This is a genomic window from ANME-2 cluster archaeon (assembly GCA_014237145.1).
Lineage (GTDB): Archaea > Halobacteriota > Methanosarcinia > Methanosarcinales > Methanocomedenaceae > Methanocomedens_A.
The window spans coordinates 20,718-44,652 of record JAAXOC010000025.1; the positions used below are offsets into that span (position 1 = coordinate 20,718).

A 23,935-nucleotide genomic window follows, 5' to 3' on the forward strand; every position below is an offset into this window, starting at 1 on the left:
AGAGGATTGCTACAAAGTACGGCATAGGCTTCTGTGAAAACGTCCGCAAAGACAAAAAAACAGACGAACTTATATACAGTGGCACTGTGCATCGAACAACGTTCCTTGGAAAACTTGGTCATGGCACCCACATAACCAGCACGATAATAGGATACAGTTATTATGGAGAACATATTAGAGGAGTTGCTCCTAAGGTAAAGATAATTCCTGTGAAGGTTCTAAACACTTATGAAAGCTTAGACGGAAAGGTATACGGAACCGATCTAATGGTTGCTGCGGGCATCAACTACATCGCTGACCTGGCAGAAAGCGAAGATATCAAGATTGTCATAAGCCTGAGCCTCGGTGATACTGAACCAAGTCAATCAATAAAGGATGCAATTAATCACGCAATAAAGAACGGAGTAATTGTTGTGGCAGCTGCCGGAAACAATGGCAAACCCATGGGGTGGCCAGCTGATCCTGACACATGGTTCTTATACTGGCCTGGTGCATATCCAGAAGTTATATGTGTCGGTTCAAGCGGCTGGGGTATGGGAGTAGATGAGGATGGATATCCCAAATATCCTGGAACTGGTGAATGGAAACCATGGCCGCAAATACCGCAAGCATGGTGGCACCAAGACGTTGCTGAAAACATAACAGACGAAATATCATACATTTCCTTTTTCAGTAGCAGAGAGTATGTCAATCCTGCTTTCCCATACGAAGATGTAAAATTGGACGTTGTAGCTCCCGGAAGCTGGATTCTCGGTCCATATCCATATCCAGGTAACTCCGGATATCGGCATATTCCCTGGTGGGCTCAAGGTAGTCCTTGGAATCCAAATGCACCACCACCAAACTACTGGTATTGTGGCGGCACAAGTATGGCAACTCCCCACGTATCTGGAGTCGTAGCCCTGATGCTAGAGAAAGACCCAACCTTGACGCAGAAAGATGTCGAAGATATCCTCAAAAATACATCAACACCCCTGCCTACGGCAATGCTTGAATCTCCATTTGCCTTCAACTATGTCCGATGGCCATGTGGAGGAATCTATCCGTTCTGCTGGGCCGCAGATGCAACTGGAGCGGGCATAATACAAGCAGACGAAGCAATCGCAACGATACCGACCCCATAGAAGTAAAGTTTAGTAATAACATAGGAGGGAAATAACCCTCCAACCTTTTTTTCGTGATATATTTATTTTTGTATGGTTCTTTCAGTAGCCAACACTTTTTGGTGTTACAGCGTCACCAAACAGTTTGGTCATGTCTTCAAGTAATTGAAAACCAGAAGCAGATGACGTATCAACAAGTATCATCAACATATAAGTGCTGCATTGGTTCTTCTTATTCATAATCAACAGCGGTATACACATAACAGTAAAAATGTCAGCTACTGAGGTAGTATTTATGAAAAATGGAAGCGACGCTCATTCAACACAGTTCTACCGAGACTACGTCGTAAAGCAACACGGGTTATGCCCGTTCCCCTTTAATCAATATTATTCATTGAGCATGAGATTTAATGCCCAGTTTTTCAGGCCGGGATCAGTGACTTAAAACGTTTTTTATCTCAGACCTCAATAAAATATGACATCCATTCCGGTCTCTGGGGCGGACCCGCATCCAGCATCTCTCTCCAGGCTTCATCGGTAAGCCGATCGTCCATAGGCTGCTTGAACTCATAATAGCTCATAACCGGGCCTGAACCCATCAGTATCCTTCCATCCGGGAGTTTGTATGCTACAACGATCAGGTCCACATATCCCACACCCTCTTCCAGAACATGCTCTGTGTTACCATCGGTATGCACATCAGCAATGATAGTGGTCTTTTTTGCCTTATCATCAACATCAGTGATGACATCACTCAAACTATCACCGAAATTCTTTATAAACTCATAATCATCTTCACTTAACTCTTTATTTTCGAGCTCATTTGATGATATCTCAACAAGTCTCCCAAGTATCACTTCAAGATTATCCAGTCTGTATTTAGCTGATTCATCCAGTACATCCATATCGCTTAAGCCTTTATTTGTCATCAGTGTCAGTGCCAGAAGTCTGTTATAGAATTCAGGAACAGGTTCAACATAACCTACAACAGGTTTTTCTTCAGTGGGTGGAATATAACCTGTCTCTGCCACAGTATAGCTCTGTTTGGCATAAAGGATTGTATCATGTCTCAGTTCGGTCCATGAAGCCAGTGAGGTGGTCAGTTCCTTATCCTTCCATGCATCTGTTTGCATAAATGTCGGATACCCTTCACCATGATCATCCAGCAGGGGTTTTAGCGTGAATAACCACGACCAGTACAGGTTCTTATTCCACTGGGCAGCATCGAATGAATCAAATTCATCTTTCAGTTGCCCGAACTGGCTCCCATAGTATCGATAATTAGAATCATCCATCTCGTCCAGCAGTTCTATCGATCGATCTGATCCGAGCAATGCCATGACATCAAGACCTCTGGGAAATCCTCTTACCGGTCTTCCGGCACCACTGATAACAAGGGTGAACGGCTCCTGGTTGCCCTGATAAATATCTGTATATGTACCTACAAGATTTGTGAACATGTATGAGTCAGGGATGAATCTCTGCCCCATCAGCCTGAATCCCTTGGTGTTGTTCAGGCACTGGTCTGCCTGCTCTGGTGTAAAAGGAGGTGGAATTTTACATGCTCCTGTCCCGCCGTAGATCTTAGGTGGGCTGTACTCTGCCAGTTGGGCTTTTATTTTTCTTATATTCTCTTCATTTAGATCAGCCGGTTCAAAAGCCCCTCCGAAAACCGAGTTTAATGCATCAATGTACTCATAAGGTCCAAGATCATCAGATAATCCCACATAAAAAGCAGTTACTGAATATATCCTGTCCCATTTATCCAAAAGTGATTGATCTTCACCGAATTCGGATGCTATCAGGCATGCACTTGTCGTCTGAATTCTGGCATCTTCTACTGAGATAAAACCTTCTTTATCTGATGGATCGGTTGTTCCCGGTGCTATTGCATCAGAGCCTTTAAGCAGCATGCTCATTCTTCCGTACCACATGAACGCTTTAAAATAGTTCTTTAGTTTTTCTGATCTTGTATAGTGCCCTCTCGGAACATACTGGGAATAATCTTCAGCATAAATAAAAATGGGTGATTCCACAAATCCCGAATGTTCATCTATTAATTGAAGTTCTTTTTCAACATCATCTAGCACATATGACGGAACTTCAAAACTATACTTCTCAAGATCATCTTTGTTAAAATAAGCATCTGTGCATTCCCATTCGTTCTGGTTCGGGCAGAGCTGTTCAGGAACCGGTTTAAGTAGACTCAGACCGACTGAAAAGTATGCAACATTTCTTCTTGCTGCTTCTTTTACATCTACATCACTGTTCTGGTAGGTTTTAATTGATTCATCCAACAGTTCTTCACTGATCTTCCAGATAGTATCATAGAACTCCCTCTCTTCTATCTGGCGCAGCGTTTCATCGAACTGGATGTGATAAAGATGCAGCAGCGAATCTGTTGTTATAAAGACCGGTACTTCTTCATACTTTAATATATCATATGGCTGGATAATGTCATCTTCTACGGGATCAAATGGATTTTTTATCACAACAAATCCGTTCTTTTCCAGCAGGTCCAGAGCCTCGCTGCTAAGAGGGATAGTCTCAGAGAACGCATCATAGTTTGATATCTGTTCTGCTTGTAGAGGTAATTGGTATTGGGGAACCTGTACATTGATATTCAGTGGCTGTAATGAATAATATTTGATAAATTCTGTATTTTCTCCTGTGATATCAGATAGATCGATCAGTTCGGTCTCAATTTGTCCCTGTTGTGTACTATCAGCAGGACTAGGTTCCTGATCGACACAACCGCTGATGATCAGTGAAAGAGTAATGATTATTAGTAATTCCCGTTTCATATCTTTAATTATGATAATTCTTTGTTCATATAGGTTTTGATTTTTGGAGGAAGTGGGCGTGAGGGGGGTCTTTTGGGATTTTGTGCGGTATTTGGGTGGTTTTTATAGGATGTGGTTATTGTTAGGTGTGTGGAGTATTGTGTTTCAAACGGACAAGATGGAAAATCATAATCTAAAGTATTATTTGCCTGACTGGAAATTAATTTCAGAGTATATGTGACTGCAGACGATGGATAATTTGTGCATAGAGAATATGTTTGAAAATTATCAAAAATTGAGTATTAAAGAATGGGCACGTATAACATTCACCTGATAAATTCAATGTGTTGAATAAAATCATATTCGTTTTGGTGAAATTTTAAGGCTTCAATAGCCTTACTTCTATTCTGTTTAAGAATACAAATGTCTTTTCTTCCTTGTGAGTTATATTCCTTCAAAAAATTATCTTTCACTAAACTTCTGACAGCATCCATGTATAGATCAATTTCATGTTTAGGTCTACCTTTACACAAATCCCTTTTAGCTATGTGTTTATCGCACCATCGATTTTTATAACATATTTTCCATATGATAAATAATTCATATTTCGAAAAACCACAACTCATTAGCTATATACCGTTCAAAGGTGTAAATAAATTTATTGTACACTTCATTTAACAGGATGTTCAAACATGTTTAAATAGAATAAGTATATGTTATGTATATAATGGGTACATAATGTGTATAATATACTAATATAATAATTTATATTATACAAAAACGGAATCACATTAAATACTTATTAATTTAGGAGTCAACCATTATGGCACTAGAAGACTTTCTCGGAGATACTTCCGAACTTAAAATCATAGATTTCCTTGCAGAAAATATGGACAATTCTTACAACCAGACAGAAATTAGCGAATTTACTGGACTTTCAAGAACCACCGTAAACAAAAAAATCCCTGAGATGATCCATAACCACACCATTGAAATAATTGAAGAGTTGGGCAATTTAAAAACATACCAATTAGCAGACAATGAAATAGTAAAAATGCTAGTCAGTGCTTCACTAGCACATAGCTTTAAACAAGCTGAAAATCCATTGGGGGAAGAAGAATCGAAAGACACAATAAGAAGGATGATGGGTTCATCTTCTTTTAGTGAGCTGAATAGGTTTTATGTTGAACCAATATGTGATTTCATAATAATGTCGGTTGATCAAGGAAAAATCATTCGAATGAAACCTGCAAAAAGGACAACGTCACCAATTTTAGTATCAGCGTAGGGAATATTTATGAGCAACGAATCAAATGAAATAACTGAAGAAGAACAACTCTCGGTTTTTAGAACTGCTTTATTCACAAAAATATATGCAACAAATGTTCAATTATCAAAAACTGATATTGATTTTCGTATAGAATTGTTTAACGAAAAGTTTCAAGTGGAAGACGGTTGGGCTTTTCATTCCGACGGTTTAGTGATTTTAACCAGAGAAGCAGCTAAAAAATTGCTAATTAATCTGGATAAGGAATTAAGAGCATATGAAAAAGAATATGGGGAAATTAAAGTAAGTGATGAGAGAATGAAAATGCAGTATTTATTATAATTTTTTTGAATAGCTAATTATAAATTATCCTTCAGCGTTAATAGTTAATATGGTTCTACCATTAATCCTTTCGTGCCCTTTTTTTATTTAAATTTAAACAACAATAAATGATATTCATGATATGTACCAACTAGTGTCAAGTCAACATCAAAGTGTCAGATTATGAAGGGAATAGGGCACAATTCTAAAATCAAATTATTTCAATAATAATATTAGACGCAGATTTACACTGATACATTCACTTCCGCGGGAAGTGAATGCCTGCTACGCCTTAAGGGCGTGCAGGTTACTCAGATGCAACCTTAAATCTGCGTAAATCAGTGTAAATCTGCGTCTTAAAAATAACTGGGAAATGGAACAGTGTCAGATAATATATATAGCGATATTGTATGGTTGACTTGACACTAGATGCCCCGGATTTTGCGAAGTGATCCGAGGTCTGTGATGAATTATAACTACGCAAATTTACTAAACTTCCAAATGACTAATAGGTTCTTCCCAGTCCAGGTTCTTTTCCTGGAAATCATTTACTGCCGTTTCTGTGAGCTTGCCGAATGACCCGTCCACGCCGTTTTTATCCGGGGCGTAGGAGCCCAGGTCGTAACCCAGTGTTACCAGTATCTTTTGTAGGTGTTTGACGAGCTCCGGGTCTTTTGAGCAAAAGTCGGGTCTGCCCAGGGGTACCTTGCCGCCGTCTGATTTGTTCTGTTAAAAATCTTTTGCTTAAATGTTATATCAGAAGGCAGTTGTAAAAAAAATCAAGATATGTACAATCATTGATCTCCTTTTTAATATTATCCAGGATGATTTCAAGCTGCAAAATGATGTACTTCTTATTCCGGATTTTCAAATTGTTGGACAGTCTCTACAACTTTGAAAGTCAAACGTTACGCCGGCACACCCAACCATAGCAGAGCTACGGAGTATAGTAACCAGATCAAATAAAAAAATCTCTCCATGTGAGTTGAGCTTCCCGTTGCTTTAATACTATATTATCTATTTGGGTCATATATGTTATGCTAAACAATACATTTATATAGTTTGAAAAAGTTCCGACGAGACACCATGGATGTTATAATTTTAGCTACTTTCGGGATTCTTACCAGTATCCTGGTGTTCGGTATCAAAACAGGTCTTGGATGCGGTTTTGCAGATATTAAAAAACGTGAGATCATAGTGATCTGTTCAGTTTATTTCGTAATTTCAATAATTATGGGGTACCTTATTGGTACTGTTCCCAATGATTTCCTTGAAACAATATCAGGCGTTGGATTACTGTTTCATGTACTGCTGGCTGGCCTGATGATCGCCGCCGGGATATATACCCAGAAGCAGTGGAACTGCGGTTGTGATGTAAGCAGGCGCACATTTATATTTTTATCCTTACCATGCCCGGTCTGTTTGACCGCACTTTTCATTGCCACCACGATGCTAGCTACTGCACTTGACCTGAGCGGTCCGGTGATCGGGGTCATTGTGGGATCGGTCTTCTTTTTATCGGCACTTGCCTCATCGCTCTTATTCAGGCGGCTGGGAAAGACCCCGGAAACCCTTGGAAGCGTGATGATGTTCCTGGGCATCTTCTACGTGCTTGGGGCTGTGCTTGTACCCGCGTATATGCAAAGTAAGACGCTGATAGTCCCACAGTTGACAATGAATACGGGTGCGATGCTCGCATCATTTGCCGTTCTTGTGCTGTTCATCACAGCAGGATTTGCTGTGCACCAGTGGAGGGAATGTTGAAATGGACGCCACCTCTTCAATTTTTGTTATCCTCTACACAGTCTCCACTTCACTGCTGTATCCTGTGGTCCTGCTGATCCTGATGTTTGTGCTCTGGGCACTGGTATCGATAGGGGAATTCCTGTCAGAGTATTCGAAACGGCATAGGGATACCATGAGCCTTGAGAAGGTCTGCATACAGATCAGGACCGAGATGAGCAACCAGTCAACAGATGGTGCAGTGCGCCATCTGCGCAGTATCGACCAGAACCACCTGGTGACATCGTTTGCAAAGGAGGCGGCACAGTGTCTTGAAAATAATAAATTCCGGGAACTGGAGCGGTTATTCGGAGAGTATGAGGTCAAGCTGGCAGCCCGGCTGGAAAAAACGAGGATCATGTCCACAGTTGCGCCCATGTTAGGTCTGATGGGGACACTGATCCCGATGGGACCTGCCTTGATCGGACTTTCAAAGGGTGATGTGGCCGCTTTGGCTGACAATCTTATTATTGCTTTTTCAACGACTGTGCTGGGATTGTTCGTCGGGAGTGTCGGTTATGTGCTGACCCTTATCCGACGGCGGTGGTACCAGTATGACCTGGAAGATATCGAGTATGTGCTTGAGAGCATGCTGGAGGATACATGAGATCAAAACACACGGGCAGACGGAGAAAAGGACTGCTGGACCAGGAGTCTGAGTCCAATCCTTTAAGCGGAGTTGCCAATCTCTTCGATGTTGCCATGGTGTTTGCTGTCGCACTGCTGATCGCGCTCGTTATGTCTTATCACCTGCCCGAGATGCTTGACCCGGATGCAAGCTTTACGGTGGTCAAAAATCCAGGGGAGCCAGGGATGAAGATAATCGTGAAGGACGGAGTGACAATAGAGGTTATGAATATGACAGATATGATTGCAGGCGGTGCGGGTGAGGAACTTGGTACGGCGTATAAGCTTGCTAACGGGAAAGTGATCTATGTGCCTGCGAACGGTACGGAGTGATATTTTTTTTTGAATGGTTGGGCAAGTAATATTGAGTTATGGCAAATAAAATTGATTAATGGATTAACAGGTGGATAATATGTGGAACAAACAGGTGGAAGGTATGGGAAATGGTAGGGAAAATGGTGTGGGAAAAATGAAAATTTGCTCATTGGTTTTAAGTGCATTGTTTATTGTGATGCTTGCATCGGTGGTATCAGCAGAGGAGAACCAAACAGATGTAATGTTTGTGCTGGGTACGGATTTGAACGAAGCTTCGCTAACAAACGTGTCTTCGAACATCAACATCACGTCTAAACTGAACGTGACTATCTTCAATGTGACCGAAACAGTACCGGAAGGACTCAATTTTTCGAAGTATGCGGTCATCTTCATCGAATCGCAGACTGAAAGTATGTTCAACGGTTGGCAGGCGAACTTGACGTCTAACCTGACCACAGCCAAAGACAGTGGCAGTCAGGTGATAGGATATAATCTATCTTCTAATGTCACTGTGGATAATGTGGACCTGTACTCTGATGAGTACACAGACATCGAAAGATACTGGGTGCAGGGTGGCGACACCAACATGGAGTTCATGCTCAAGTTCATAGGGCAGAAGTTCTGCGGTGCATGGGTAAATGAGAGCATCCCTGATCCTGAACTACTGCACCCAAAGATCAATATTACTTTTATTTTGAATTATGAAACTGACAACTTTTATCTTATCAAAGTTTTAGGTGAGAGGGGTGTGATCACGGACCGGTTCAATATCATCGTGATGGATGGACAAGAGGCTGCTGCTGCAAACCTGACTGACCTCTCCGATCAGAATGTCATCATGCTGGGTATGATCGGTTTTGACGAATTCCCTAAGTTTAAAGATGCACTTCTTGCTGCAAAGGAAAATGGCACACAGATCGGGCTCATTGGCAATTCCGTAGATACTTACGGAGTTAGTAACCTCGATATGGAAAATAGTGCAATGAAGGATTATCATGAAAATGGCGGTTATACGAACATGGAGAACTGGATCCGCTGCATCGGGGCAACCCTTGAAGATGCCTACATCGAATATTCTCCTGCCGTACCTCCATCGATTCCTGACCATGGCATCTACCATCCCGAAGTATTCCCGAGGATATTCGAGAACAGTACAGAATATCTTGACTGGTATGCAGATCACGGCTACAATGCATCCGCACCCACCATCGGCATCATTACCAATGGACTTGCTCAGGAAGAGATATACTATACTACTGATAACGCGGTGATAAGAGACCTTGAATCGAAAGGGTGTAATGTCATCTACACCACCAAAGAAGTGTGCTCACAGGATGTGGATTACTTCACCAAGGACGGAAATGTGCTTGTCGATTCCATCATTTCCCTGAATGCATTCTACTTGAACTATGGTAATCAGGAGCAAGGTGTGGAATATCTCAAGAGCTACAACGTACCTGTATTGAAAGGAGTACTTGATCATTACAGTACCCCCGATGAGTACAATGCCAGTCAGCGCGGGCTGGACCTGATGTCCATTGCTTTCCAGGTCACACAGCCTGAGATCGATGGCTGTATCGATTATATATGGATAGCAGGTAGGGTCGAGCATCCGGTCACGGGTCAAAAATACTATGAGCCTATCATGGAACAGGTGGACTGGCTCTGTGACCGTGCGATCGCATGGGCAGAGCTTGGAAGAGCCAATAATGCTGACAAGAAGATAAGTATCATCTACTACAACCACGAAGGCGGCAAGAACAACATAGGCGCCAGTTACCTTGACATCGGCTCAAGTTTCACATTGCTGCTTGACCAGATGAATAAAACAGGTTATAATATCGGGAATGGCACAATTCCAAATGGCAGCGAGTTCATAGACCTGTTCATCGAGAGCAGGAACGTAGGCTCATGGGCGCCCGGTGAGCTTGAGATGGTTGTGAACTCAGGCAATATTACACTCGTACCCGTGGGCGAATATCTTTTCTGGTATGATACTCTACCGGATTCGGTCAGGACTGATGTCGAAGCAACATGGGGTCAGGCACCCGGAGACATCATGGTGTATGAAAACCAATTTGTCATTCCTACCGTACAGTTTGGAAATGTCAATTTTATACCCCAGCCGACCAGAGGTGGTCTCTCTGATGAATCACTCATATATCATGACAAGTCACTGCCACCGACACACCAGTATCTTGCAACATATTTCTGGATCAACAAGGTATATGATGCCAATGCCATGATCCACTTCGGTACACATGGTACGCAGGAATGGCTGCCAGGGAAAGAGGTTGGGCTGTGGAGATATGATTATCCATCCATCATGGTGGACGATACGCCTGTAGTATATCCCTACATCATGGACAATGTGGGTGAAGGTACCCAGGCAAAACGCAGGGGTAATGCTGTGATCATAGACCACCTGACACCACCGATAATGGCTGCCGGTATCTATGGTGATCTTGCTGCCATGCATGAAAAGATACACGAGTATGAGACTGCCGCGAGTAACAATGATACCGCAAAGATGGCACTCTATCGCAACTCTACCATCGAACTTTACGAAAATCTCACGATGGAGAACGATCTTGGCGTAACTCCGGATGAACTCAGGGTAATGACGGATGAGGAATTTGGAGATTTCGTTGGAAGCACTGTCCACGACTATCTCCATGAACTACAATCCACACTCATGCCTCTGGGACTCCATACCTTTGGTGTCGCACCACAGGGCGAGAAACTCGTCTGCATGGTCAAATCGATGCTTCGAAGTGTTTTCGTTGATCACATATACAACGTGATCCCGACAAATGAGGGTACTGAGGAACAACGCAGGGACAACGCCACTGATTATGCGAACGACCTTTTGAACGCCACACTGCTCAATGGGACAAATGTATCAGATGCTCAGATGAATGTACTGAATCTCACAGATACGAACATCATGGCAGATCTGGAGCAGGGATTGGAATATGCGGGTTACCTGGGTCAGACCACCCGTGAGATCGACCAGACATTACATGCCCTAAACGCAGGATATATCGAGCCAGGACCCGGAAATGATCCTATCAGAAATCCTGAGGCTCTGCCAACAGGCAGGAACTTCTATAGTTTCGACCAGAGAAAGTTCCCTGACGCAGAGACCGAGGTGATGGGGATTATACTTACAAACCAGATGCTGTATAAGTACTGGATGACACACAACGAGACATATCCGAACAAAGTGGCGTATGTACTGTGGTCTGTGGAGACCATGCGCCACCATGGACTCATGGAAGCCCAGATATACTCGCTTTTGGGTGTTAAACCAACAAGAAGCTGGGGCAGGATCACAGGTTTCGAGGTCATCTCGCCAGAGAACATGACACATCCGAGGATCGATGTGCTCGTCACACCTTCGGGACTATACAGGGATACGTTCCCGTATCAGCTTGAATTGATCGATAAGGCAGTCCGGACAGTTGCGGTGCTCAATGAAAGCAATGAAACAAACTATGTCAGGTGGAACTCCCTGAAGATGGAAGAAGCACTGATCGCCAGTGGATACAACAACACCACTGCACAGATCATTTCACGATCCAGGATATTCAGTGAACCACCGGGTGCATACGGTCCCGGACTTGAGGGTGCGGTGACTGCGAGTGAGACCTGGGACAGCGAGGATAAACTTGCAGACCTGTACATGTCACGAATGTCTAACATCTATGGGCAGGACATATGGGGTGATAATTATGAGGATGTGTTCAGGTTGAATCTTATGGATGTGGATGCAGCTGTGCATAGTGACTCATCGAACCTGTTCGGAATTATCGATAACGATGATTTCTACCAGTACCTTGGAGGACTTGGCCTTGCAGTAAGGTCATTGACAGGTGAAAATCCTGAGATGTATATCGCAGACCTGTCAAATGTAGATAAACCCCAGATCATCACACTGAACGAGGCGTTCAGGATAGAGCTGCGTGCACGGTATTTCAATCCAAAATGGATATCCGGAATGATGGAATACGATTACGCCGGTGCAAGGGAATTCATGAAGTTCACAGAGTATATGTGGGGCTGGGATGCGACGACACCTGACCTGGTAAAGGATTCTGACTGGAATGAGATATACAACATCTACGTCAACGACAAGTATGATGATCTTGGTTTGGATGAGTTTTTCAAAGATAACCCATATCAATATCAGTCTATGGTCGCACGAATGATCGAAACCGAGCGAAAGGACTATTGGAATGCCGACCAGGATGTGATCAATACCCTCGTGAAAGAATACGTAGAATCCGTAGTCGAGAACGGCGTCACCTGCTGTCATCATACATGTGGCAATCCAACCCTGAACGAATATATAGAAGGTATGATGTCAGTTGCCGGTCTCAGTGCTGAGGACATCGAAAAGTACCGCCAGCTGATGGATGAAGCCACAGGACGGCAGACAGAACAGCCTGCGACCGAGACCGTTGTTGACGACAGCAGCAGTGGCTCAAGGCGGAGGCTTCATGATAGCGGAACTGGCAATGAAAGTACGGATGCAGGTTCAGGCGCTGGTCTGGATGCGGAACTGATGCCGGATGCAGGTGCCGGCGGCGAAGGTGCGAGCAATCCAAGCGATTACGTGGAAGGATACGAGATGCAGGATGAGAGCGCCCAGCCATCAGATGCGGGACCAATGTCATTTTCAGCGACTGATATTGTGGGAATGCTGATGGTGGTGCTGGCAGCCGGTGCTATCTATATAGGCTTCAGGAGGCGGGGGGGTTAGACCTCCTGCCGCCCTATTTGATTTTTTTTGATTATCTAGACAAGTAGACTTGAGTTAAGGTAAATACAATTGATTGATGAATTAACAGGTGAATAATATGTGGAACAAACAGGTGAATGATATGAAAAATGGTAGGAAAAATGGTATGGGCAAAATGAAAGTTTGCTCATTGGTTTTAAGTGCATTGTTTATACTAGTACTTGTTCCAGTGGTATCGGCAGAAGAAAATAACTCAATTAGTTTTGTGTTGGGAACAGATCATAACAGGGATCCACTTGAGAATATAATTACTTCTGGATATCTGGATATAAACATAAGTGTTTACAATGCAACCGAGGCAAATAGCACGAATTTCAGTGCAGAGAATGTTATCTTCCTTTCTTCCCTTGATATAGGGACACTGCAGAATCTCAACAATACTTTAAACCACAGTGCCCACATCGTTTCTTACGATCTTCCCGAAACCCATGACTATGGGAATGTCAACGATTCGAATATCACAGGGTTATGGGAAGCAGGAGGCTACCACAATGTAAAAACTCTCATACGTTACATGAATGAAAGTTTCTATGGCAGTGGAGTTCCCGCTTCTGAAAAATTGGAAGTAGCTTTTGTTTTTTCCAGAGACAGTTCCATTATCACCATGAATAATGTAGCTTCTGACCTCGCTGTTTCTGATATGATGAATATCAGTACATATTTTGGCAGGTCCAATGAAGACCTTAGTTTTGATCTTAGTGACAAAGACATTGTGGTGATGAGAGACCTGGCTGCACCGGTAATTGAAACCATCACTCCTACTGTCAACGCCGCAAAGGCCAACGGTGCCCATATCATTAGTGTGGGAGACCTGGTCCAGTCCTATTCATTGCACAATGTGAACCTTTCAGACCCGGAATATTCTGATATCAATGAGTATTTCAAGTATGACTCCGAGGAAAATTTCAAGAGACTTACCACGTTCCTTGGTGTCAAGTTCGCTGGCAGGATAGATGTTATCCAGCCTACTGTTGAAAGACCGATCTATGGTATATATCATCCTGAGGCCGGGGAAATATATTCAAGTGCAGAAGATTATCTTGACTGGTACTCTACAAAAGGCTATGATCATGAAAAGCCTACCATTGCTATTATCTATTCTTCCCTGAAATATATCTACAGCAGGGATGCACCCTTAGCTGGGGCCTTAGTCGATTCCTTTGAATCCCGAAACTGCAATGTCATTGTTGCTTCTTATTCCTACAAGGACCCTGCATCTGTAAATTACCTAATGCTAAACGGAGAACCCATAATTGATAGTGTGATAATTGTTTCCAGAGGTGGGCGCATGAACTATAAGGATTCAGAACAGGGTATCGAGGATCTTAAAACCTGGAACGTGACCCCATTAAATGGTATTCGGTTATTCTACAGTGTGAGTGCCGAAGAATGGGAAAACTCTTCCCATGGTGTTGGGCCTGAACAGACCTTCCAGCTTGCTGCTGCGGAGATGGACGGTATAATCGAGCCTATTGTAATTGGTTGCAAGGACCCTTCCATTGGGGATTCAGCTTATTATCCTATAGACTATCAAGTAGAATGGCTCACACAGAGAACGATTTCCTGGATGCAGCTGCATAGGATGCTAAATTCCGAGAAGAAGATCGTCATACCCTACTATGCTGCAGAAGCAGGAAAAGCGGCAATGGGCGCAGATATTGATTATTATCTGGATGCTCAGGCCAGCCTTGCAAATCTACTTAAAGCGATGAAGGCAAGGGGTTATGATCTTGGAACAAAGCCGCTACCTGACAGGGACGAACTGGCCCAGCTCATGGTAACACAGGGATACAACATAGGAACATGGGCACCCGGAGAGCTGGAGAAACGTATGGAAAAAGGAAGTGTTATCCTTATTCCTGAATCCCAGTATCTTGAGTGGTTCAATGGATTGTCGCAAGAGAAGCAGGAAGAAATGATCAATATCTGGGGTGAACCACCAGGTGAGATTATGGTCTACGAGAATGGGACCGGCAAGTACCTTGTCATTCCCACGATCGAGTTTGGAAATGTAATACTGGCCCCTGATCCTATGTGGGGATGGGATCAGAACGAGACAGTGATGTACCATGACGGTTCCATTCCGCCAACTCATCAAAATCTTGCTTTCTACTTGTATCTTGGGAAGGTATATGACGCCGATGCACTGTTCCCGATATTCACCAGTATTATGGCGATGCCGGGTAAGGAGGCTGGTCTCTCTGCACAGGATTGGGGAGCTATACTTCTGCAGGATATGCCCATAGTACACGTTCTGCCCATGGATGCCGAAGGTATCTTTGACCGCCGGAGAGCAAACATGCTTATTGTGGACTTCATGACACCAACCATTGTACCGTCCGGTCTCTATGGGAACCTGTCAATACTACAGCAGGACATTGGGATGTACAGACAGGTGGTTGATGAAGGGGTAAAAGTACAGTACAGGTCTGACATCATCAATCAGACAAGGGAACTGGATCTGGATAAGGATATGGAAGTGAATCTGGAAGACATCGAAGGCAACGTTACTGCCACAGACGTCTTTATCGATGATCTGGACGATTACTTGCAGGAGCTGAAAACAACATTCATGCCTTATGGTTCCCACACTCTCAGCGAGCCGCCAACCGGGGAGAGTCTGGTGGCGATGGTAGGATCCATGTTGGGGAAGGAATTTAAACAGCATGTACAGTTGATCAATTCCACAAAAGGACTGACTACGGCTCTCCTGAATGAGACTGTACTTAATGGAACTTCTGCAGTTAATGCACAGAACATGATACTTGGGGCAGTGTCTGAGAATATAACAGCGGACCTGAACATTTCTATTGAATACACAACAAGGATCAACGGGTGTACTATTGAGATCCCACGCATTCTCGATGCTCTTGAGGGTAAATACATACCTCCGGGGCCAGCCGGTGATCCTATAAGAAACCCGGATGCTTTGCCCACGGGCAGAAACCTTTGCACATTTGATGACAGGCTCATCCCGACAACTGCTGCATGGAAGGTGGGTACGGATCTTGCAGACGAACTGATTGCCCTACGTCTTGCAAAAAACGGCACATACCCAAGAAAAGTAGCTTTCCTTCTCTGGTCAATTGAGACCACAAGGCATCAGGGGACTATGGAATCCGAGATATTTTACCTGCTTGGAGTAAAACCAGTGTGGGATAGTAAAGGAAGAGTAAATAATGTTGAACTCATCAACTCCAGCGAACTGGGAAGGTCCAGGATTGATGTGTTGGTAACTACTTCGGGTTCGTACAGGGACATGTATGGAAGTAGGCTTCAATTGATTGATAAGGCTGTGCGGCTTGCATCCGAAGCGGATGATGATCTATACCCCAACTATGTCAAACAGAACTCAAATTCAATCTATCAGTCCCTGATTGACGTAGATTATGACAATAAAACGGCATACAACCTTTCCGTATCTCGTATATTCTGTCCTCCTCCGGGTTCATACACCCCTGGGATCGAGCATGTCATCAGCAGCGATACCTGGGAAGAAAGGAAGAAGATCGCTGATCTCTACATAGACCGGATGGGGTACATCTACGGTCAGGAAATGTGGGGTGAGCAGTACACGGATGTCTTCCGGCAGAACCTTGCCGATGTCGAAGTGGGAGTGTTCAGCCGCACCTCAAACCTTTATGGTACCCTGGAACATCCGATGGTTGCAGCATACTTTGGTGGTCTAAGTCTGGCTGTTGAAAGCGTGACCAGGGGTAACACACCTGACATGTACATCAATAACCAGCGTGATATTGACGGTGCAAAAATTGAGACCCTGAACCATTTCCTGAGTAAGGATTTACGTTCACGTTACCTCAATCCCACATGGATCGAGGGAATGAAGGAGCATGGATACGATGGTACCCGTTACATGGATGCTTTTATCGGGAACATGGGCTTATGGGACACTGTGATGCCGGATCTTATCACCGATTCGATGTGGGACGAAGTCTATGAGACGTATGTTCTTGACCAGTACAACATCGGTGTTTCCGATTATCTAAAGGAAACAAATCCTTATGCATACCAGTCAATGACTGCGAACATGCTAAATTCCATTCATCGATCTGATTGGCATGTCTCCGATGATGTTATCCAGAATCTGGTAAAGGAATACGTAGAATCGGTTGTTGAGGAAGGAGTGACCTGCTGTCATCATACATGTGGCAATCCAACCCTGAACGAATATATAGAAGGTATGATGTCAGTTGCCGGTCTCAGTGCTGAGGACATCGAAAAGTACCGCCAGCTGATGGATAAAGCCACTGGACGGCAGACAGAACCTGCGACTGAGACCATCGTTGACGGCAGCAGTAGTAGTAGCACATGGCGGCGGTTCCAGAGCAGCAGGTCAGGTAATGAAAGTACGGATGCAGGTTCAGGCGCTGGTCTGGATGCTGAACTGATGCAGGAAGCAGGCGCTGGCGGCGAAGGTGTAAGTAATCCTGCCGATTACGTGGAAGGATACGAAATGCAGGATGAGAGCACAGGGTCAGCAGATGCGGGACCAATATCATTCTCAGCTGCTGATATTGTGGGAATGCTGATCGTGGTGCTGGCTGCCGGCGCTATCTATATAGGCTTCAGGAGGCGGGGGGGTTAAACCTCCTGCCGCCATATTTGGTTTTTTTTTGATTATTTAGACAAGTGAACTTGAGTTAAAGTAAATAAAATTGCTTGGTGGATAAATAGGTGGATAATATGTGGAACAAACAGGTGAATGGTAGTAAAAATGGTGTGGGAAAAATGAAAATTTGCTCATTGGTTTTAAGTGTATTGCTTATTGTGATGCTTGTATCAGTGGTATCGGCTGCAAACTGTAACAATATGGAACTTGTTGCCAATACGACAAGTGATGCAAATGGGAATTTCAGTTTCACTGATGTCCCCAATGGAGAGTATCGGCTGGCTTCTGTGATCTATAGTAGTGCCATGGGTGGTATGTGGCTTACCAATGTGAGTGAATTTACCATTGAAAACGGGACATCCGTGGACATAACTTTTGCTATGAGAAGCAATTCCAGCAATGATCACAATGCTATTCTTTCTTACCTTGATCGTACTGCTATTTCTGGTAGAACCGTGAGCAAAACCGGTTATGCGAAGGTAGGTACTTACCTTGTCTTGACTAACCAGAATGGTGAGTTCGTTGCCAACACCACCAGCAATGGCACCGGTAATTATCTTTTCACCGACGTCACTAACGGTGACTATAGATTGTCAGGTGTTATTTATAGCAGTGCCATGGGCGGCATGTGGCTTACCAACGTGAGTGAATTTACCATCGAAAACGGGACATCTGTGGACATAACTTTTGCCATGCGTAAGAATGCCAGTAATGATCACAATGCTATTCTTTCTTACCTCGATAGTACTACTGTTTTGGGTAAAACTGTAAGTAAGACCGGTTCTGCGAAGGTAGGTACTGACCTTATCTTAACTGACCATAATGGCAATTTCATTGCCAACACTACCAGTAATGCTACGGGTGATTACGTATTTTCCGCCATTCCCAATGGTGATTATCGTTTATCGGGTGTTATCTACAGCAGTGCCATGGGTGGTATGTGGCTTACCAACGTGAGTGAATTTTCCATTGAAAATGGTACTTCCGCAAACGTTACTTTTGCCATGCGCAAAAATGACAGTAATGACCATGATGCTATCCTTTCCTACCTTGATCGTACTACTGTTTCGGGTCTGACGGTCAGTAAGACAGGCTCCGCAAAAGTTGGTACGGATCTTGTTCTGTTGAAAAAGGTATATGTTTTTGAGGAAGAAGTAACATACTCCATGCCAGTTGCCATCTTCTCAGCGAATACAACTTATGGAGACTGCCCCTTAACTGTCCAATTCAATGACTTATCCGAAAATGCAACTTCATGGTACTGGGATTTCGGTGACGGCGCTAATTCAACAGATCAAAACCCGGTACATACGTATGATAGTGTAGGATTCTTTAACGTAAAATTCACTGTCAGTAATCCAAAAGGTAGTGATGTCGAAAGAAAGATCAAATTGATTACGAGTAACTTGCCCGATACCAATAGAACTCATCAAATCCTTTTCCTTGTTATTGGCGCTGAAGAAACCTCCATGGTAAAACAGGCTGTTGAGGACATGGGTATGGATGACTGGGTGGATGTGTATGGCAGTAACCGTGAAAACCGTGTGGAAATTCTCTACACACCATTTGATGATAACATCAATATGAGCAAGTATGACATTGTTTTCATTAGCTGGAAAGGCAGCATGAGCTTCCTTGGTGCAAACCTGAAACCCCAGATTCATGAAATGATCAATAAAACCAATCCGGGCACTTTTGTCTATGACTGGAACTATGATCTGGAAGATTTCCCAGGCATAAATTATGTCAATCACACTGGACATCCATATCTTGAAGACTACTGGCTTAAACAGTATGATAACAACATCATTCGCCTGATCACCTATCTTTCAGTGGTTGACCTTTCAGAACCTTTCGCAAATTATACTGGCTCCATTAGAATAGAAGAACCCTCTATACCACCTACCAATGGTATCGTCCATCCGGATTCCGGATACGAAATATTTGAAGATCTGGGATCTTATCTTGAATGGTATTCCGATGATGATGGTACACACCACGTCTATAACCCTGAGAACTACACGGTAGGTGTCACATTCTTTGCAGGACATGACGGTGACCTCTGTGATGGTATTACCGAAGATCTCATAACAGAGCTTGAATCCAGAGGAATCAATGTGATCCCTGCTTTTCGTCCTGGAGTATTATACGAGATGGATGATGCAGAAGCGTTCTTTAAAGCTAATGGTAAATACAAAGTTAATGCATTCATTGACATTGGAATGGGCGTGTCCAGGATGTCTTCTTCCGTATGGCACACCGAAGCCCTTCAGGATATGAATGTACCTGTTATCAATGGTATCCAGTATCAGGGCACGATAGAAGAATGGGAAGAATCCGTTAACGGACAGGACGGCAGGTTCCAGTACCAGATTCCTATAATGGAAATTGGTGGTGAGATCGAATCCATAGTTATCGGCGGGAAGGAATATGATGAAGAACTGGATGCCTGGTCTTTCCAGCCTATCGATTATCAGATGGACTGGCTGATAAACCGCACAGTCGGCTGGATGGATTTGCAGCGCATTGAAAACCACGACAAGAAGGTTGCGATAATCTATTACAACCATGGAAAGCAGGGTGCAATGGTGGCTGCAAATCTTGATGTTGTACCCAGTATCCAAAACTTCCTAGATGCTATGAATGAAAGCGGTTATGATCTGGATGGTATGAACCTGAACAGATCGGAGTTCCTTGAACTTGTGCTTCAGCAGGGCAGGAACATAGGAGTATGGGCACCTGGCGAACTGGAATACATGGTTGAAAACCATGACGTGGAACTTTTGCCTGTGGAAACGTATCTTGGGTGGTTTGAAGAGCTCGAACCTGCAGCATGCCAGAGTGTAATTGACACATGGGGTGAAGCACCCGGAAAGGGAATGGTTTATGAAAACGAATCTGGCCAGTACTTTGTGTTTCCGAAGATCGAGGTTGGCAATATTCTCATTGCACCGCAGCCTCCACGAGGTCTCACGACCAGTGACTCAATGCTTTATCATGACCAATCAGTTCCGCCATCACACAACTACATTGCATTCTATCTCTGGCTGAACCACGAGCCAAGTGAAGGTGGTTTGGGTACGGATGCTGTAGTTCATTTCGGAAGGCACGGTACACAGGAATGGCTACAGGGTAAAGGTGTAGGCCTGTCGGCTAAGGAATGCTGGCCTGCAATCCTTATACAGGATATGCCGGTTGTTTACCTCTATGATGTTGGAGGTATAGGTGAAGGTATAACCGCAAAGAGGAGAGGTAATGCTGTGATGGTTGATCACCTTACTGCCCCGGTTATTAATTCTGGCCTCTACGGTAATCTGACAATGCTTCATGATGCCATGCACAATTACGAAGAAGCAGAAGGTTCCCTTAAGCAGGAATACAAGAAATCCATAATTGAGTATTATGAAGACCTGAATTTCGAACATGAACTTGGTAACTCTTCCGAAGATCTTTACACAATGGAAAATGAAACCTTTGACAATTTCATCCTTTACGGGTCGGTACATGATTACCTGCATGAAATTGCAGCTTCGTACATGACTTACGGTTTCCACATACTCGGTGAGGATATGATTGACGAAGGACTCATTGCAATGGTCAAGTCGATGCTAGGAAATGATTTTATGAGGCATGTCAATGCAACAGGCATCTGTGAAGATCCTGATGAGTTAAACCCGGCACATTCACCTACTGTTCTTGATAATATGCTTGAAGATGTTCTGGTGAACGAAACTGATCCTATGGATGTCGTTATTGACAGGTTCAACATTGACTATTTGTCCGGTCAGTACTATGCAAATGTTACAAGTAATGCATCCGGTGAATACAAATTCTCATTTGTAAAAGAAGGGAAATACACCGTTTATGCATTGAAAGAGGAAAATAACGGATGGCTTACAGGAAAAGAGTATGTAACGGTTGAAAATGGTGAATCCATTTCCAAAATCCAGCTAAACCTTACAAAGAATGCCACAGGCACCTCTAATCTGGAGCTTGAATATGTTCTTGATCTTCTGGAAGCGAATCTGCCTGTTGAATTGTCAGGTTCAGTAGAGATTTTCGGGCAGACCTACTATTCACCGATGGGTTACCCAGTATACAAAGAAGATGTAAAGGTAATTCTCCAGCAGGATGGCGATGTAATTGATGTTCAGCTATCCAGTTCAACGGGTAACTACACATTTACAGGAATTCCGGATGGTGAATATGATATTACGGCACTATATCTCAGTAGCAGTGGAAACTGGTATCTTAAAACTGAAAGTATTGAAATCAATACAACCGAATCTAACAGGATTAACATTGACTTTGGCATGAACAAAGACAATGATGCTGGAGCGGTTACTAACTCTATTCTTGGAGAGGTTTCAGGTACCTGTTCGGATGAAAGCCAGGGTGCTGAACCGGATTGCAATGTTGTATTGATCAGGCGTATGTCAGATGCTCAGTTAACTGTTGTAAATTATCTTTACAATGCAATTGATTATGCCGATGGTATTAAAGAATGCACGAATGCTGAAGTTGAAAGTATGATCAATGCCCTTGAAGGAAAATACATTCCTCCGGCATTAGGCGATGATCCGACAAGAAGCCCTGATGAAGTTTTGCCAACAGGAAAGAATTTCTATGCATTTAATCCGAACATTGTCCCGACAAAGGAATCATGGGAAATTGGCAAGCAACTTGTTGATGAATTCCTTGAGGAATGGAAAGAGACTCATGATGGGCAGTATCCTGAGAAGGTCGGATTTGTATTATGGTCTTCTGAATCCATGAGGCATAAAGGCGTTATGGAATCTGAAGTCCTGTATTTGTTGGGTGTGGAGCCGGTCTGGAGTTCTTCCGGTAAGGTGGAAGGTGTGAAACTTATCCCTGAAGATGAGCTTGGAAGACCCAGGATTGATGTTGTCGTTACTATGACAGGTGTTTACCGTGATAACTGGAAATGGCAGGTTCAATTGATGGACAGGGCAGTGAGGCTTGCAGCACAGGCTGAAAATGTCACCTATGATAACTATGTCAAGGAGCATTGTGATGCTATCTATGCTGCCCTTTGGGATACCGGCAACTACAGCCCATCCGAAGCCAGTGATCTTTCTATGTGCAGGCTGTTTGGTCCGGATGATGGAAGCTGGGGTATTGGCGGCCTTACAAATGCGGTTGATGCAAGCGGTAGCTGGGATGATGATGAGAAACTTGCTAATCTCTACCTGAATTCCATGGGTTATGCTTACGGTGATAATGTATGGGCTTTCAAGGATACTGAAGTATTCAGGAATGCACTTGCCGATACAGAGGCTGTTTTCTTCAGCCGAAGCGGTAATTCCGGTCGTGGAAGCAGCAGTGTGATTTTTGATCACACTTATGAGTTCTTCGGTGGTTTTGGCATGGCAGTCAGGCATGTATCCGGTGAGACTCCTGAAATGTTCATAGTCAACCTCAAGGATCCGAATCAGGCAATAACAGAAACCCTTGGTAAATTCCTTGCAAGAGAACTGCGTTCCACATACTGGAATCGGGAATATATCAAAGGCATGATGGAACACGGTTACACTGGTGCCAGCGAACTTGATAGCATATTTGAGGATTTCTGGGGATTAAATGTCATGCTCCCGGATGCGGTAACCGCTGATATGTGGAACGAAATGTACGCGGTCTACATAGAGGATAAATATGACCTCAGATTGGATGATTGGTTCGATGATGAGAATCCATGGGCACACCAGTCCATAAACGCACGGATGCTTGAAGCAGTCCGCAAGGGCTATTGGACACCATCGGATCCAAACATGCTTGAAAACCTTGTACGCGAATACGTGGAATCCGTAGCCGATAACGGCGTCACCTGCTGCCACCACACCTGCGGCAACCCCTTGCTTGATGAATACATAAGCGGCATGCTGTCTGTTCCCGGTCTCAGTGCAGAAGACGCTGAAGAGTACCGCAAGCTGATGGATGAAGCCACCGGGCTACAAACGGAACAACCTGCGACTGAGACCATCAATGACGACAGCAGTAGTAGCGCATGGCGGAGGCTTCATGATAGCGGAACTGGCAATGAGAGCACGGATGCAGGCTCAGGCGCTGGTATGGATGGAGAGTTGATTCAGGATGCAGGTGTCGGCGGCGAAGGTGTAAGTAATCCTGCCAATTACGTGGAAGGATACGAGATGCAGGACGAGAGCACAGGGTCAGCAGATGCGGGACCAATATCATTCTCAAGTACTGATATTGCGGGAATGCTGATCGTGGTGCTGGCAGCCGGTGCTATCTATATAGGCTTCAGGAGGCGGGGGAGTTAAG

General features: G+C 43.9%; 11 protein-coding genes. 9 read left to right on the forward strand and 2 right to left on the reverse strand.

What is annotated here, in order from left to right; genetic code table 11:
* Positions 1–86: 86 nt before the first annotated feature.
* Entirely contained in the window at positions 87–1,124 is a 1,038-nt protein-coding gene (locus tag HF974_03640) for a S8 family serine peptidase (protein MBC2697431.1), read from the forward strand.
* Positions 1,125–1,561: 437 nt separating this feature from the next.
* Here HF974_03640 and HF974_03645 read toward each other — a convergent pair whose 3' ends face one another.
* The gene (locus tag HF974_03645) at positions 1,562–3,907 is read right to left on the reverse strand and encodes a DUF3160 domain-containing protein (protein ID MBC2697432.1); all 2,346 of its coding nucleotides are present in this window, start codon (positions 3,905–3,907) and stop codon (positions 1,562–1,564) included.
* Between the two features lie 802 nt (positions 3,908–4,709).
* Between HF974_03645 and HF974_03650 the strand changes: the two genes are divergently transcribed.
* Positions 4,710–5,174: a winged helix-turn-helix transcriptional regulator gene (locus HF974_03650; protein MBC2697433.1), complete on the forward strand. Its 465-nt coding sequence runs from the start codon at positions 4,710–4,712 to the stop codon at positions 5,172–5,174.
* A gap of 9 nt (positions 5,175–5,183) precedes the next feature.
* Positions 5,184–5,495 carry a DUF3467 domain-containing protein gene (locus HF974_03655; GenBank protein MBC2697434.1) on the forward strand — a complete coding sequence of 104 codons (312 nt, stop codon included), beginning with the start codon at positions 5,184–5,186 and terminating at the stop codon, positions 5,493–5,495.
* Positions 5,496–5,963: 468 nt separating this feature from the next.
* Here the strand turns inward: HF974_03655 and HF974_03660 are convergent, their stop codons facing one another.
* Entirely contained in the window at positions 5,964–6,173 is a 210-nt protein-coding gene (locus HF974_03660; GenBank protein MBC2697435.1) for a peptidoglycan-binding protein, read from the reverse strand.
* Positions 6,174–6,560: 387 nt separating this feature from the next.
* Between HF974_03660 and HF974_03665 the strand changes: the two genes are divergently transcribed.
* The 6 genes from HF974_03665 (at position 6,561) to HF974_03690 (ending at position 23,934) form a co-directional block, all read left to right on the forward strand.
* Positions 6,561–7,238 carry a DUF2162 domain-containing protein gene (locus HF974_03665; GenBank protein ID MBC2697436.1) on the forward strand — a complete coding sequence of 226 codons (678 nt, stop codon included), beginning with the start codon at positions 6,561–6,563 and terminating at the stop codon, positions 7,236–7,238.
* A gap of 1 nt (position 7,239) precedes the next feature.
* Entirely contained in the window at positions 7,240–7,863 is a 624-nt protein-coding gene (locus HF974_03670) for a MotA/TolQ/ExbB proton channel family protein (GenBank protein ID MBC2697437.1), read from the forward strand.
* Positions 7,860–8,216 (forward strand): DUF2149 domain-containing protein, encoded by a 357-nt coding sequence (locus HF974_03675; protein MBC2697438.1) that lies wholly within the window; start codon positions 7,860–7,862, stop codon positions 8,214–8,216. Before HF974_03670 ends, HF974_03675 begins: the two co-directional genes overlap by 4 nt.
* Before the next feature lie 79 nt (positions 8,217–8,295).
* Positions 8,296–12,963, forward strand: a complete 4,668-nt coding sequence (locus HF974_03680) for a cobaltochelatase subunit CobN (GenBank protein ID MBC2697439.1) — start codon at positions 8,296–8,298, stop codon at positions 12,961–12,963.
* 97 nt (positions 12,964–13,060) lie between these two features.
* A complete protein-coding gene (locus tag HF974_03685) occupies positions 13,061–17,608 on the forward strand; it encodes a cobaltochelatase subunit CobN (GenBank protein MBC2697440.1) in 4,548 nt (1,515 codons plus the stop codon).
* 98 nt (positions 17,609–17,706) lie between these two features.
* Positions 17,707–23,934, forward strand: coding sequence for a PKD domain-containing protein (locus HF974_03690; GenBank protein MBC2697441.1), 6,228 nt, complete (start codon positions 17,707–17,709; stop codon positions 23,932–23,934).
* Position 23,935 lies beyond the last annotated feature (1 nt).